The following is a 13,876-nucleotide window of genomic DNA, read 5'->3' on the forward strand; positions in this document are numbered from 1 at the left end:
GGCGTCGGCACGCCCGCCACCTGCGACAACGTCCGCCGGGGTGGTGGCGGGGGGACACCGGCGGGGCCGTCGGCAGGACCGTCCGGGACGTACACCCGGGGCTCTGCCCGGCCGGCCGCCGGCACCCCGCGGACGCCGCGCCGCCGACGACCAGTTAAGCGGATTTTGTCCATTTAGCACGTATTGTCGCGTCATGCCCACGCCCTACGGTTCACGAGGCGGCATGGCGTTCAGCGCGGACGAGCTGCGGGTGCTCCGACGTGCCCTCGCCATCGCCCTCCACCCGACGCCCCTGCCCGACGAGGATGTCCAGGACTGCCTGCGGCTCGCGGGTGCCGTGGACGAGGCGGTCAGTGAGGCGGGGCGGCTGCGCGCGTTCCTCCTCGCCGACCTCGCCCGCTACCGCGAAGCGCTCCCCGGCTCCGTCAACGGCTATCTGGAGCTCCTCCAGGACGCCGTCGCCGCCGGGTACGACCCCCGCCCGGACGACCTGGCGGCTCTGCGCGCGCTGCGCGGCAAGCCGGTCGCGGCGGCGCTCCTGGCGCGCTGCCAGGTGCTCGCGGAGCGTTCGGTACGGGCCAGGCTGGCCGGCCGTGCCGTCGCGGTGACGGCCCCGGCGCCCCGCGGCCGGCTGCTCGCCCTGCCGGGCGGACGCGCCGCCGACCGGGAACCCGAGCGCCCCAAGGCGCCGGTCTCCCCCGGCCGTCCGCAGGCCCCCGGGGAGCGGCCGATGCCCAAGCCCTCCGAGGTCTTCCCGCCCCGCCGCCGCCCCGCCCCGCCGCCCGGCGAGCGCGCCGCCGGCTGAGCCGGGTGTCCGGCGGGACACGGCGCTCTCCCCGGGAGGGCGCCGTGTCCCGTCGCGCGGGGCTCGCTACTCTGGACGGCATGGACTACGTATCCGCGCTCGTGCCCCCCGTGGTGATGGCCATCTTCTTCATCGGTCTCGTCGTGACGATCGTCAAGAGTCAGGGCGGTCCGAACAAGACCAAGGAAGACGCCGCGGTGGACGCGACACTCACCCGCGCGGAGTCGGTGAAGCAGACCGCGCATCCGGAGAGTGTCTGACCCGGGACCCCCGGACCCCCGGATTCCGGGCCCCGGACCCCGCCGGTCGCGCGCCCGGAGGGCCGTCCGGCGCACCCCGTGCACCGTCAAGGGCGTACGGCTCATTGGAGCCGTACGCCCTTTCGCTGTGTAAATAACGGCCTATTCCAGACATCTGGCACTAAGGTGACGCTGTGCCTCGCCAATTGGGAGAGCTGGAAGACGCCGTGATGACACGCGTCTGGCAATGGAACCGTCCGGTCACCGTGCGGGAAGTCCTTGAGGACCTACAGCAGGAACGGTCCATCGCCTACACGACGGTCATGACCGTAATGGACAATCTCCATCAGAAGGGCTGGGTGCGCAGGGAAGTCGACGGCAGGGCATATCGATATACGGCCGTCTCCACCCGTGCCGCCTACTCGGCCGCACTCATGAACGAAGCGTGGTCGCGCAGTGACAACCCCGCGGCCGCTCTTGTGGCGTTCTTCGGCATGATGTCCGCCGAGCAGCGCGAAGCCCTCCAGGATGCGGTACGCATGGTTTCCCCGGGCCTCACCGATCAGCCGTCCCCGAGTCCCCCGGGTGACGTGCCCGCGGACGATGACGCGGCCCCGGCCGATGGCGCGGCGCCGGAGAGCGGGCGATAGCGTCGGGGCATGTCCTCAGAGCTGTCGCATGCCGAAGAGCCGCCGTATACCGAAGAGCCTCCGCATACCGGGCCGGATACCGATTTTGATACCGACCCGTCGGTAAAAAGGCCCGCCATCACCGTCCGGCGTGCCCGGACGAGCGATGTGGCGTCGGTCCGCCGTCTCCTCGACGGGTACGTGACGGAAGGGATCCTGCTCGACAAAGCGACGGTGACGCTTTACGAGGACATCCAGGAGTTCTGGGTCGCGGAACGCGACGAGGACGCCAGGGTCATCGGCTGCGGAGCACTCCACGTGATGTGGGAAGACCTCGCTGAAGTGCGCACCCTTGCCGTCGATCACAGCATCAAGGGCGCCGGAGTGGGCCACCACGTACTGGACAAGCTCTTGCAGACCGCGCGCTGGCTCGGTGTGCGGCGGGTTTTCTGTCTCACCTTCGAAGTCGACTTCTTCGCGAAGCACGGCTTCGTGGAGATCGGAGAGACGCCGGTCGACACAGATGTCTACAGCGAGCTGCTGCGTTCCTATGACGAGGGTGTCGCGGAGTTCCTCGGTCTCGAACGAGTGAAGCCGAACACCTTGGGCAACAGCCGGATGCTTCTGCACCTGTGAACCGCAGAAGACACCGGAACCCTATGTCCGAATCGCACATGTTTCCCGCGTCCTTGTGCTCCTCAACCTCTCCCGGGGGTTTGTGTTTTCCGGGGAAAAGCGGTTTCCTTTCCGCGTACTCCATTTTCGATGAAAGGAAATCCGGTGGCACAGAAGGTTCAGGTCCTTCTTGTCGATGACCTCGACGGTGTCGAGGCGGACGAGACCGTGACGTTCGCACTTGATGGCAAGACGTACGAGATCGACCTCACCACGAGCAACGCGGACAAGCTCCGTGGTCTTCTTGAGCCGTACACCAAGGGTGGCCGTCGTACCGGTGGCCGTGCCGCGACGGGTCGTGGCAAGGGCCGCGCCGTCGCCGGTGGCAACAAGGACACCGCGGAGATCCGTAAGTGGGCGCGGGAGAACGGCCACAACGTGAATGACCGCGGCCGTGTTCCCGCCGAGATCCGTGAGGCCTACGAGAAGGCCAACGGCTGAGCTGCCGGCCCATCGGTCAGCAGCCCCGCACGGGCACGCAGCAGCCGGACCCGGTGGCATTCCGTTGCCGCCGTGTCCACCAGCCGTACGAGATCGGGGGCACCCCCACCGCTGCTCCCGAAGCCCGCGAGAGCCGGCAGCGCCGGCTCCACCTCGTGGCGCGGCCCGGGGGGCCGCAGCCAGAGCGCGGCCCCCGGCGAGCCGGCCCGGAACGCGGCCGGCGCCGGGGCGGTGATGCGGCCACCGGCGCCCAGGGCCGTCAGGCCGAGGGTGATTCCCCCCCACTCCAGCCAGTCGAGCAGCCCCGGCAGCTCCTCCGCGCTCCCCGCGGCCACCAGCAGCTGCATCCGCGCTCCGGTCAGCGCCACGGGACCGGTGCGGCCCACCCGCCGCAGGACCGCGCGGCCGGCGACGGCGGGCAGCTCCAGCACGTCGAAGCACAGCCCGGTCGGCAGCCGCACCGGGGTCCTTCCGGCGGTGGTCCAGCCGAGCTCGTGCTCGTACCACCGGGCGAGGGCTTCGCCGGGCTCGACGGCCGCGGTGACCGCGGCGGTCTCTCGGGCACCTCCGGCAGCTCGGGCACCTCGCGTACCTTGCGTATCGCGGGTACCGAATTCGGGGGACGAACGGGGCGGCGGGACGGGAAAGGCCATGTCCGATGAACCGTTGAGCAGCCTCCGGGGTTACGCAGAGTTCGCGATCGATCGCTTTGGGTGCTCATGGCGGGGGCGCGTGGGGGTACTCGGGAGCGCCAGGTTGTTCGCCCGTAGCGGAGGGAACCAGGGCGCGCCGCATGGACTGTCAGTGATTGCGGGTAAGACTTTCCTAGTGGGAAGGGGCGACACGCGGGCCGAGGCGTCTCACGTTCGCCATCGGCGTACTGGCGATAGGGGTATCTGCCTGGCCTGCGGGAACATCGTCTCGCACCATCGGGTTGGAGCAGTTGTCAGCTGTTCGGCAGTAAGTTTCCCCGCCGGTGCGGGGGTGATCCGGACGGATGTCGGCAGTTGGAATGAGCTGTCCCGTCCTGCGGGACTAGCATGCGGAAGGACTGGGAGGGGACCGACCCCTCACTGACCGACCGCTCTGAGGAGCGATTAACGATGTTCGAGAGGTTCACCGACCGCGCGCGGCGGGTTGTCGTCCTGGCTCAGGAAGAAGCCCGGATGCTCAACCACAACTACATCGGCACCGAGCACATTCTCCTGGGCCTTATCCACGAGGGTGAGGGTGTCGCCGCTAAGGCCCTGGAGAGCCTCGGGATTTCGCTCGAGGCGGTCCGCCAGCAGGTGGAGGAGATCATCGGTCAGGGGCAGCAGGCCCCGTCCGGCCACATCCCCTTCACTCCCCGTGCCAAGAAGGTCCTGGAGCTGTCGCTCCGCGAGGCCCTTCAGCTGGGTCACAACTACATCGGCACCGAGCACATCCTGCTCGGCCTGATCCGCGAGGGCGAGGGCGTCGCCGCCCAGGTCCTCGTGAAGCTGGGCGCCGACCTGAACCGGGTCCGGCAGCAGGTCATCCAGCTGCTCTCCGGGTATTCGGGAGGCAAGGAGGCGGCCACCGCGGGCGGCCCCGCGGAGGGCACCCCCTCCACCTCCCTGGTGCTCGACCAGTTCGGCCGGAATCTCACCCAGGCCGCTCGTGAGTCCAAGCTCGACCCGGTCATCGGGCGCGAGAAGGAGATCGAGCGGGTCATGCAGGTGCTGTCCCGCCGCACCAAGAACAACCCGGTCCTCATCGGCGAGCCCGGCGTCGGTAAGACGGCGGTCGTCGAGGGCCTGGCGCAGGCCATCGTCAAGGGCGAGGTGCCCGAGACCCTCAAGGACAAGCACCTCTACACCCTGGACCTCGGCGCGCTGGTCGCGGGCTCCCGCTACCGCGGTGACTTCGAGGAGCGCCTGAAGAAGGTCCTCAAGGAGATCCGCACCCGCGGCGACATCATCCTGTTCATCGACGAGCTCCACACCCTGGTGGGTGCGGGCGCCGCCGAGGGCGCGATCGACGCGGCGAGCATCCTCAAGCCCATGCTGGCGCGGGGCGAGCTCCAGACCATCGGCGCCACCACGCTCGACGAGTACCGCAAGCACCTGGAGAAGGACGCCGCTCTCGAGCGCCGCTTCCAGCCCATCCAGGTCGCGGAGCCGTCGCTGCCGCACACCATCGAGATCCTCAAGGGTCTGCGCGACCGTTACGAGGCCCATCACCGGGTCTCCATCACGGACGAGGCGCTGGTCCAGGCCGCGACCCTGGCGGACAGGTACATCTCGGACCGCTTCCTGCCGGACAAGGCGATCGACCTGATCGACGAGGCCGGTTCCCGGATGCGCATCCGCCGGATGACCGCGCCGCCGGACCTCCGTGAGTTCGACGAGAAGATCGCGGGTGTCCGCCGCGACAAGGAGTCGGCCATCGACTCCCAGGACTTCGAGAAGGCAGCGTCCCTCCGCGACAAGGAGAAGCAGCTGCTGGCGGCGAAGGCCAAGCGGGAGAAGGAGTGGAAGGCCGGCGACATGGACGTCGTCGCCGAGGTCGACGGCGAGCTGATCGCCGAAGTCCTGGCCACCGCCACCGGTATCCCGGTCTTCAAGCTGACGGAGGAGGAATCCTCCCGTCTGCTGCGCATGGAGGACGAGCTCCACAAGCGCGTCATCGGGCAGAAGGACGCCATCAAGGCCCTCTCGCAGGCGATCCGCCGTACGCGAGCCGGTCTGAAGGACCCCAAGCGCCCCGGTGGCTCGTTCATCTTCGCCGGCCCGTCCGGTGTCGGTAAGACGGAGCTGTCCAAGACGCTCGCCGAATTCCTCTTCGGTGACGAGGACGCGCTGATCTCCCTCGACATGTCGGAGTTCAGCGAGAAGCACACGGTTTCCCGCCTCTTCGGTTCGCCCCCCGGTTACGTGGGCTACGAGGAGGGCGGCCAGCTCACCGAGAAGGTGCGCCGCAAGCCGTTCTCCGTCGTCCTCTTCGACGAGGTCGAGAAGGCCCACCCCGATATCTTCAATTCCCTGCTCCAGATTCTGGAGGACGGTCGCCTGACCGACTCCCAGGGCCGGGTCGTGGACTTCAAGAACACGGTCATCATCATGACGACCAACCTCGGGACCCGGGACATCTCCAAGGGCTTCAACCTGGGCTTCGCCGCCCAGGGCGACGTCAAGACGAACTACGAGCGCATGAAGACCAAGGTCAACGAAGAGCTCAAGCAGCACTTCCGGCCCGAGTTCCTCAACCGTGTCGACGACACGGTGGTCTTCCACCAGCTGACCGAGGAAGACATCATCCAGATCGTCGACCTCATGGTCGCCAAGGTGGATGAGCGCCTCAAGGACCGCGACATGGGCATCGAGCTCAGTGCCGAGGCCAAGTCGCTGCTGGCGAAGAAGGGCTACGACCCCGTGATGGGCGCCCGGCCGCTGCGCCGGACGATCCAGCGCGAGATCGAGGACATCCTCTCGGAGAAGATCCTCTTCGGCGAGCTGCGTCCCGGTCACATCGTGGTCGTGGGCACCGAGGGTGAGGGCGAGGAGAAGAAGTTCTCGTTCCGCGGCGAGGAGAAGTCGGCACTGCCCGACGTCCCGCCGATCGAGCAGGCGGCAGGCGGCGCCGGCCCGAACCTGACGAAGGAAGCGTAGGGGCGCGTAGTCGGCGTCTGAGCGTGCGGGGGCTGCCCCGGACCGGTTTCCACCGGTCCGGGGCAGCCCCTTTTCGCGGGTGGTGGGGTGGGTGGTGGCTCAGTACGCCTCGACCGTGAGCCGGTCGCCCAGGTCCTCGCTTCCGAGCAGCGGCGGCGGCCGGTGGAAGCCGGAGAGGATCGTCACCGGGAGGCCGGGCCATGCCAGCAGCGGTGTGAGGTCCAGCTCCGGTGTGTCCGCGGACGTCATCAGGGTGAGGGTGGTGAGTTCGGGGAAGAGCCCACGAAGGAGCGACACGTCCTCGCCGTTCTTCGGAGCCGGGACTGCCAAGTCCTTGAGCGACGGGACCGGTCCGGCGGAGGCGAACGGACCCGACCACGGGAATGCCCTGAGACAGAGTCCAGTGACTTGGGGGTTGGCCCGGAGCTCGGCCAGCCCGTCGTCCAGCGAGTCCAGCGCGGACGTGTTCAGCGAGGTGAGTGACTCCCACGCGTCGAGACCGTCCAGGGGCAGCGGATGGCCGCTGCCCACACTGAGGTGACGCACTGCCGGGTGGGCGGGCAGTTCGCTCAGTCGGCCCGAACCGACGTTGCTGAGGCTCAGGCGCTCCAGATTGCGGATGTGAGCGGTCGCGGGCAGCAGGCCGAACGGCCGGCCCATCGCGTCCACCACAAGATCGGTCAGCGCGGTCAGCGCGGCGAGCGGGGTGAGGTCCTCGACCGAGGGGCATCCGTAGAGGTTCAGATGCCGCAGTGTCCCGGCCTGGGGGCTCAGCGAGGACAGGTCCAGCGTGGTGTCGCTGAGAACGAGTGTGCTCAGCCGCATCCGGGCCAGTGCGGTGTGGATCTCCGCGCCCTCGACATCGCTCAGCAGATGGAGGTGCCGAAGGGTGGGCAGATGCCGCAGGGCATTCACCTGTCCCTGGTGGACCGAGACGGATGTGCTCGTCAGATCACAGTGGGCCAGCACCTCGGACGCGTACTCGTCCGCCGGGAAATTGGCCCATCTGTTTGCGAAGAGACCGCTGTGAGCGGGGTGGGCGAGGGCCCACGCGCGGGCCTGGGGGAGGGCTTCCCGGCCGCCGACCCGGCCAATCAGGTCGATCACGCCCCTGGCGGAGAGAGCCTTCGACGGCAGGCTCTCCGGCGGGGGAAGGAACGGCAGGGCAGCCGCGCCGAGACGGGTCAGCGAGATGACGTGATCGTGGCCGGCCGGCGGGAACAGCGCCGCTGTGCTGCGCCGGACCCGTTCGCGTACCGCACCGTCCAGCCAGGTGGCGTGCTGTTCGCACAGTGCGGCCAGGACATGGATGTCGGTGCGTTCCTCGGACTGCTTGGCGTGTTCCTCCCCGGCCGCCAGCAACCCGTCGATCAGCAGCGGGAGTTGGCGGCGGCCGCAGTGCCCCGCCGCCAGCAGGATCACGTCCTGCCAGGCCTCCTCGTCCGCGTGCCGCAGCAGCTCGTTGAGGTGGTCGTCCTCGATGAGCTCCTTCGCGGCGAGGAAGTCCTGGAAGGTGCGGTGGACGAACTGGTAGGTGTCGTCGCGGTGTTCCTGGAGGAGGCCGCTGCGGTTGAGGAGATGGGTGAGGATCTTCTCGGGCGGCCCCTGTGCGCCCACCCGCTCCATTCCGGTCAGGCCGCGGGCCAGTTGGCGCAGGGCCTGTTCGCGGGTGAACTCCGACTGGCCCTCGCGGACCAGCCAGACGGCGAGGCGCTGGAGGAGCTGCGTGTGCTCCTCGACGTCCATCTCGATTCCCTCGGGATCCTCTATCCGGCGGCGCCGGTCCCGGTGGCCGAGCAGCATCTCCAGGGACGAGCGGTAGAGCTTCCAGCGGGTCTCCGGCAGGAAGCCCTCGCGGCGGCGGTGCAGGGCGCAGATCACCGCGCAGAGGAGCGGGGTGCGGGCCAGATCGCGCAGGCCGGGGTTCCGGGCGAACTGCCGCGACAGATCGCCCTCCAGCTCGGCCAGCCGCTCCCGGTCGTCCTCCTCGGTCAGCCGGGCCGCCCGGTGCCAGGAGGCCACGAAGGCCTGGATGTCCTCGTCCCGCATGGTCAGCAGGCGCAGTTCCTCGAACCCCTCCGAGCGCAGCCAGTCCGGCTCGACCGCGAGCGGCCGCACCGTTGCCACACAGCGGGTCTCCGGGTAGCGCCGCAGCAGCTGGGACAGCCAGGTGTGCGCCTGCTCACGGTCCTCGGGCGGCACCTCGTCCAGCCCGTCGACCAGCAGCAGCGCCCGGCCCGACTCCAGGACCCGGCCGGTCCACCCCTCGGGCGCCCGGTCGACCACCAGGCCCGACGCGTCGGCGAGCTGCGCGGGCCCCGGGAACGTACCGCCCCGGGCCCGCAGGGTGCGCAGCGGGACGACGAAGGGCACCAGCCCGTTCAGCGGGGCCAGCGCGCCGTCCAGGGTGCGGGCCGAGGCATGGGCGGCCAGCCACCACAGCAGGGTGGTCTTGCCCGCGCCCGCCTCGCCCCGCAGCAGGACGCGGGGGCGGTCGGTGAGCAGGGCGTCGATCCGCTGGGGCGGTGCCGGTGCGTGCTTCGCCGTCCGGCCCGCCGGTGCCTGCGCCTCCAGGCTGAGGTAGGCGGTGTCCAGGTCCCATTCGGAGTCGTGGCGGCTCAGCTCGTCGAGCCCGAAGATCTTGGTGCGCCGGTACGCGGCTCCGATCGCGGCCGCGTACTCCTCCTCGTACCGCAGGTCCCTGGGGTAGTGGCCGCGCACCTGCTCGTACCGCAGCGGGGTGCCGGACTGCTCGTAGACGAGCGAGAAGGGCCGGGAGGCGACGAGGGAGGCGACGGGTACGCATTCGACCCGGAGGCCGACGCGCTGGCGCGGGATGTGGCGCGCGATCCCCAGCAGGACGTTCCCGGCGAACACCGGGCCGCCGGACAGTCCCCGCAGGGTGGGGAGCCCGTGCTCGTTGACGGCCGGGGGCGGCCCGTCGAGCTCGCAGACCAGGAGGTTGCGTACGCGCCCGGCGAGCGGCAGCACCGTGGCGGTGTACTGGTCCGCCTCCAGATGGCTGCCGGCGTGCCGCTGGATGTCGGGGAAGCCGGTGATCTCGCAGTCGAACAGGGCCTGGTCGGTCGCCAGCGTTCCCAGTCTGACCGGGCCGGCCGGCAGGACCGGTTCCTCGGTGCGCAGCAGGGCCGCATCGGTGCCGTGGTCGATCCAGGCGACCGTCGCCGCCGTCCGCCGGGGCAGATCCATGTGGGAGACACCGCTGCGGCTGCCGCCCTTGACGACATGGGCGCAGGTCAGCACCAGGCTGTCGGTGAGGAGCACCCCGCTGCCTTGGACGGATCCGGCGCCGTGGACGACGACCGTACGGGCCGCCGGGCTCAGCGGAGACGTGCTCACGGGGTCTGTCGTGCTCACCGGGGGCGCGCTCATTCGCCGCCCTGCCCCCGGCCGAAGTACGCCGTGCTGCCGTCGTCCTCGTGGCCGATCTCCCAGGCCTCGCCGGTGACGGCGTTGCGGGGGGTCAGGGTGAGCGAGACCTTGTGCGTACGGCCGGTGGCCCGGGACGCGTCGGCGCCCGCCTCCACCACCCAGGCCTTCACCTTGCCGCCCGCCTTGGCCTCCTTGCGGAGTTCGAGGGTGAACTCCATCTGGATGTCCCCGACCGCGAAGGCGAGAGGCAGGCCGGTGGCCCGGGTCGCGGCCTCGACGAGCTGGTTGCGGATGGATTCGACGGCGTCGGCCAGTTCGATGCCGTCGAAGTCGTGGTCGTGGTTGCTGTCGCTGGCCATGCTGCGGTGTCCCCCCGAAGTATTCGACCGGTGCCCCGTCAGCGTAGTGAAGTTGCCCGCCGAAGGTCCCGAATCGGAAGGACCTTGGTCCCACCGGCGGTGACAAGGCGCACAGCCCGATCGAGGCCTACTAGGGAGGATAGGAGAAGCGCCCATGATCACGAGAAGGACTTTGGGCCTGCGGCGGACGGGGGCTTCCGAATTTGGGGTGATTAGCCCTTATCGCTGCCACATGTCCGAATCGCGACGTATCGAACTGGGGTTAAACCTGTTCCGTGCCATGGACTCCGAAGATCGCCGGCGCTCTCCCGCGGGGTCTTCCGCGGCGAATTCCCGAGGCGCCATCTACGGCTTTTGATCGTAGATGGGGTGTTTGAGTACCGGCCTGGGTGCGGGTTACCAAGGTTGAGCAAGCCCGGACAGCACGCCGGGTCCACTCACCTCCGGAGGACTTCCCCGTATGTCGAAGCGCGCAACGATCCAGCACTCCACCCGCCCGTCCGTGTCCCGTGTCCGTGGCGCCGTCCTGGCCGCCGGCCTTGGTGCATCGATGGTGCTCGGTGCGGGCGCCGCGTTCGCGTCCGGCACCACGAGCGCCCCCGGCACCGCCACGCTCGCGGCCGGTGCGACGGCCGACTCGGTCGCCCAGCAGGCCGAGGCCCAGAGCAAGGCGGCCACCGCCGCCAAGCAGGCGGCGGCGAAGAAGGCGGCCGACGCGAAGAAGACGGCGGCTGCCAAGAAGGCGTCGGCCAAGAAGAAGGCCGCCTCCTGGAAGGCCCCGGTCGACCACTACGAGCTGAGCGCCAGCTACGGCACCGGCGGCGCCCGCTGGGCCGCCAAGCACTCCGGCCAGGACTTCGCCGTGCCGATCGGCACCAAGGTGAACGCCGCCCACGCCGGTACGGTCGTGAAGGCCGGCCCGAACGGCGGCGGCGACGGCCCCGCGTACGGCAACGCCGTCGTGATCAAGCACGCCAACGGCAAGTACTCGCAGTACGCGCACCTCTCGAAGATCAACGTGCACATCGGCCAGCACGTGAACACCGGCCAGAAGATCGCGCTGTCCGGCAACACCGGAAACTCCAGCGGCCCGCACCTGCACTTCGAGATCCGCACCACGCCGAACTACGGCTCCGCGCTGAACCCGGTCTCGTTCCTGCGCTCCGTGCACGTCTCGGTCTGATCCGGCCTTCCGGTCCGCGCCCTGGCGCTCCGCCCGCGCCTCTCGTGCCGTATCCCGGGTCAAGCCCCGGATCCGGCGCCCGGGTCGTGGGCCCGCGTCACCAGTTCGACGGCGACTTCGAGGACAGCCTTGCGCTTGTCCTCGGGGTCGCCGTCGACGTCGTTCATGGCGAACATCCCGGCGTGCAGCGTGAACAGCGCGCTGAAGCAGCGCACCTGGTCGGTGAGCGGTGCGTCGTCGTCCCTGATCAGATTCACCAGCGTCACGACCCGGTTCTTGATCGTGTGGCCGATGCTCAGGTCGCGCACGGTCGCCTGGTTCTCCTGCATGAAGCGGAAGAGCGGGGCGGCGCCGGCCAGCGCCTCGCTGTAGCGGGTCAGGATCTCCTTCTTCGTCTCCAGGGTGCGTGGCTGCGACTCGCCCCAGACGATCAGCTCCTCGACCGGACGGTTGAGATCGTCGAAGATGCTCTTGAGGATGTCTTCCTTGGTCTTGAAGTGGTAGTAGAGCGCGGCCTTGGTGACATCCAGCTGTTCCGCGATCTCGCGCAGCGAGGTCTTTTCGTACCCCTGCTCGGCGAAGAGCCTCAGCGCGACGTCCTGAATGCGCTGGCGCGTGTTGCCCCGGCGCGTGTGCGGCGCGCTGCCCATGTCCATCGTGCTCTCCCAAAAACTTACTTGACGCCCGGCTAGTTGGGGGTCTACGTTCCCCAGTGTAGTCAACTAGCCGGGCGGCAAGTAAGTCCCCGGTGTACCGGGGAAACAGGGGAGTGGGGACCATGGCGGAGCTGAAGAAGGCGTCTGCGGGGCGGACGGCCGGAAAACCGGAGCCGGAGCCACGCAGCGTACGGGTGGTGATCCTCGCCCTGATGATCGCGATGCTGCTGGCCATGCTCGACAACCTGATCGTCGGCACCGCCATGCCCACGATCGTCGGTGACCTCGGGGGGATGGAACATCTTTCCTGGGTGGTCACCGCCTACACCCTGACCACTGCGGTCTCCACCCCCATCTGGGGCAAGCTCGGCGACCTGTACGGCCGCAAGAGCATCTTCCTCACATCCATCGTGATCTTCCTGATCGGCTCCGTGCTGAGCGGCATGGCCCAGGACATGGGCCAGCTCATCGGCTTCCGCGCGGTGCAGGGCCTCGGCGCGGGCGGTCTCATGGTCGGCGTCATGGCGATCATCGGTGATCTGGTGCCGCCCCGGGAGCGTGGCAAGTACCAGGGCATGATGGCCGGAGTGATGGCCATCGCCATGATCGGCGGCCCGCTGGTCGGCGGCACCATCACCGACCACCTCGGCTGGCGCTGGAGCTTCTACATCAACCTGCCGCTCGGCGCGGTCGCCCTCGCCATGGTCACCGCCGTGCTGCATCTGCCGAAGAAGGAGCGGTCGCACGCGAAGATCGACTACCTGGGCGCGGCACTGCTCACCGTAGGCATCACCGCGATCGTCCTGGTCACCACCTGGGGCGGTACGGAGTACGCCTGGGACTCGGCCGTGATCATGGAGCTCATCGCGCTCGGCGTGGCCTCCCTCGTCGGCTTCCTCTTCGTCGAGCGCAAGGCGGCGGAGCCGATCATCCCGCTGCACATCTTCCGCAACGCCAACTTCACCCTCATGTCGGTCATCGGCTTCATGGCGGGCTTCGTGATGTTCGGCGCGGTGCTCTTCCTGCCGCTGTTCCAGCAGTCGGTGCAGGGCGCGTCCGCGACCAACTCCGGACTGCTGCTCCTGCCGCTGCTCCTGGCGATGATGACCGTCTCGCTGGTCTCCGGACGGATCACCACCAGCACCGGCAAGTACAAGATCTTCCCCATCGTGGGCAGCGCCCTGATGGTGACCGGTCTCTTCCTGCTCGCCCAGATGGACACCGGCACCTCGCGCCTCACCTCGGGCATCTACATGGCGGTGCTCGGCGCGGGCATGGGCTTCCTGATGCAGATCACCATGCTCGTCGCACAGAACAGCGTCGAGATGAAAGACATGGGAGTCGCCTCGTCCGCGACCACCCTGTTCCGTACGCTCGGCAGTTCCTTCGGCGTCGCCATCATGGGCGCGCTGTTCACCGGCCGGGTGCGGGACGAGATGGCGGCGCGCGGCGGCGGGGCGGCCACCGAGCACTCCGCCCAGCTGGACGCGGCCAGTCTGGCCAAGCTGCCGGTCCCGGTGCGCGAGGCGTACGAGTTCGCGGTGGCCTCGGGCACCCATATCGCCTTCCTGGTCGGCGGCTCGACCGCGGTGGTGGCCCTGGTGGCCTCGCTGTTCGTCAAGGAGGTCCCGCTGCGGGGCGCGGGCCCGGCGGCCACCTCCGACGACCAGCCCCCGGCGCCCGGCGCGAAGGAAGAGGCGAAGACCGCGACGAAGGCCGACGCGAAGACAGGGACGAAGGCGTCGCAGACCGTCTGAGAGGAGTCCCGGCCGGTACGCGCGGCCGGACCACGAGCGGCAAAGACGCGGACGAACACGGACGTGGCAACAACGCGGACGAACACGGACGCGGCAACAACGCGGAC

At 69.1% G+C, this 13,876-nt stretch carries 12 protein-coding genes; 8 read left to right on the top strand and 4 right to left on the bottom strand.

Annotation, left to right across the window (positions count from 1 at the left end; genetic code table 11):
* Positions 1-223 precede the first annotated feature (223 nt).
* From OHA98_RS03590 to OHA98_RS03610, 5 genes are all read left to right on the top strand, one after another.
* Positions 224-805: a hypothetical protein gene (locus OHA98_RS03590; RefSeq protein WP_266927689.1), complete on the top strand. Its 582-nt coding sequence runs from the start codon at positions 224-226 to the stop codon at positions 803-805.
* Between the two features lie 80 nt (positions 806-885).
* A complete protein-coding gene (locus tag OHA98_RS03595) occupies positions 886-1,065 on the top strand; it encodes a hypothetical protein (protein ID WP_266922642.1) in 180 nt (59 codons plus the stop codon).
* Positions 1,066-1,238: 173 nt separating this feature from the next.
* The gene (locus OHA98_RS03600) at positions 1,239-1,694 is read left to right on the top strand and encodes a BlaI/MecI/CopY family transcriptional regulator (protein WP_266922643.1); all 456 of its coding nucleotides are present in this window, start codon (positions 1,239-1,241) and stop codon (positions 1,692-1,694) included.
* 9 nt (positions 1,695-1,703) lie between these two features.
* Complete coding sequence (locus tag OHA98_RS03605) at positions 1,704-2,309, top strand: amino-acid N-acetyltransferase (RefSeq protein WP_266922644.1); 606 nt, start codon at positions 1,704-1,706, stop codon at positions 2,307-2,309.
* A 144-nt stretch (positions 2,310-2,453) separates the two neighbouring features.
* Positions 2,454-2,789 (top strand): Lsr2 family protein, encoded by a 336-nt coding sequence (locus OHA98_RS03610; RefSeq protein ID WP_073719617.1) that lies wholly within the window; start codon positions 2,454-2,456, stop codon positions 2,787-2,789.
* On the opposite strand, the gene OHA98_RS03615 is transcribed toward OHA98_RS03610, so the two are convergent.
* A complete protein-coding gene (locus OHA98_RS03615) occupies positions 2,768-3,442 on the bottom strand; it encodes an SCO3374 family protein (RefSeq protein WP_266922645.1) in 675 nt (224 codons plus the stop codon). The genes OHA98_RS03610 and OHA98_RS03615 overlap by 22 nt on opposite strands.
* 450 nt (positions 3,443-3,892) lie before the next feature.
* On the opposite strand from OHA98_RS03615, the gene OHA98_RS03620 reads away from it, so the two are divergent.
* Entirely contained in the window at positions 3,893-6,421 is a 2,529-nt protein-coding gene (locus OHA98_RS03620; protein WP_266922646.1) for an ATP-dependent Clp protease ATP-binding subunit, read from the top strand.
* A 99-nt stretch (positions 6,422-6,520) separates the two neighbouring features.
* Here OHA98_RS03620 and OHA98_RS03625 read toward each other — a convergent pair whose 3' ends face one another.
* Both OHA98_RS03625 and OHA98_RS03630 read right to left on the bottom strand, forming a co-directional pair.
* Complete coding sequence (locus OHA98_RS03625; RefSeq protein ID WP_266922647.1) at positions 6,521-9,781, bottom strand: NACHT domain-containing protein; 3,261 nt, start codon at positions 9,779-9,781, stop codon at positions 6,521-6,523.
* Between the two features lie 29 nt (positions 9,782-9,810).
* Positions 9,811-10,173, bottom strand: coding sequence for a trypco2 family protein (locus tag OHA98_RS03630; protein WP_266922648.1), 363 nt, complete (start codon positions 10,171-10,173; stop codon positions 9,811-9,813).
* Positions 10,174-10,633: 460 nt separating this feature from the next.
* Between OHA98_RS03630 and OHA98_RS03635 the strand changes: the two genes are divergently transcribed.
* On the top strand, positions 10,634-11,356 hold the full coding sequence (locus OHA98_RS03635; protein WP_266922649.1) for a M23 family metallopeptidase: 723 nt from the start codon (positions 10,634-10,636) through the stop codon (positions 11,354-11,356).
* A gap of 59 nt (positions 11,357-11,415) precedes the next feature.
* Here OHA98_RS03635 and OHA98_RS03640 read toward each other — a convergent pair whose 3' ends face one another.
* Positions 11,416-12,006 (bottom strand): TetR/AcrR family transcriptional regulator, encoded by a 591-nt coding sequence (locus OHA98_RS03640; protein ID WP_266927691.1) that lies wholly within the window; start codon positions 12,004-12,006, stop codon positions 11,416-11,418.
* 128 nt (positions 12,007-12,134) lie between these two features.
* On the opposite strand from OHA98_RS03640, the gene OHA98_RS03645 reads away from it, so the two are divergent.
* The gene (locus tag OHA98_RS03645) at positions 12,135-13,769 is read left to right on the top strand and encodes an MDR family MFS transporter (protein WP_266922650.1); all 1,635 of its coding nucleotides are present in this window, start codon (positions 12,135-12,137) and stop codon (positions 13,767-13,769) included.
* Positions 13,770-13,876: the final 107 nt, after the last annotated feature.

The organism is Streptomyces sp. NBC_00654 (genome assembly GCF_026341775.1).
GTDB lineage: Bacteria > Actinomycetota > Actinomycetes > Streptomycetales > Streptomycetaceae > Streptomyces.

Bases quoted from the DNA above. Each gene is read 5' to 3' on its own strand.
- OHA98_RS03595 (WP_266922642.1), top strand. From the start codon at position 886: ATGGACTACGTATCCGCGCTCGTGCCCCCCGTGGTGATGGCCATCTTC.
- OHA98_RS03630 (WP_266922648.1), bottom strand. From the start codon at position 10,173: ATGGCCAGCGACAGCAACCACGACCACGACTTCGACGGCATCGAACTG.
- OHA98_RS03590 (WP_266927689.1), top strand. From the start codon at position 224: ATGGCGTTCAGCGCGGACGAGCTGCGGGTGCTCCGACGTGCCCTCGCC.
- OHA98_RS03635 (WP_266922649.1), top strand. From the start codon at position 10,634: ATGTCGAAGCGCGCAACGATCCAGCACTCCACCCGCCCGTCCGTGTCC.
- OHA98_RS03640 (WP_266927691.1), bottom strand. From the start codon at position 12,006: ATGGGCAGCGCGCCGCACACGCGCCGGGGCAACACGCGCCAGCGCATT.
- OHA98_RS03615 (WP_266922645.1), bottom strand. From the start codon at position 3,442: ATGGCCTTTCCCGTCCCGCCGCCCCGTTCGTCCCCCGAATTCGGTACC.
- OHA98_RS03645 (WP_266922650.1), top strand. From the start codon at position 12,135: ATGGCGGAGCTGAAGAAGGCGTCTGCGGGGCGGACGGCCGGAAAACCG.
- OHA98_RS03605 (WP_266922644.1), top strand. From the start codon at position 1,704: ATGTCCTCAGAGCTGTCGCATGCCGAAGAGCCGCCGTATACCGAAGAG.
- OHA98_RS03620 (WP_266922646.1), top strand. From the start codon at position 3,893: ATGTTCGAGAGGTTCACCGACCGCGCGCGGCGGGTTGTCGTCCTGGCT.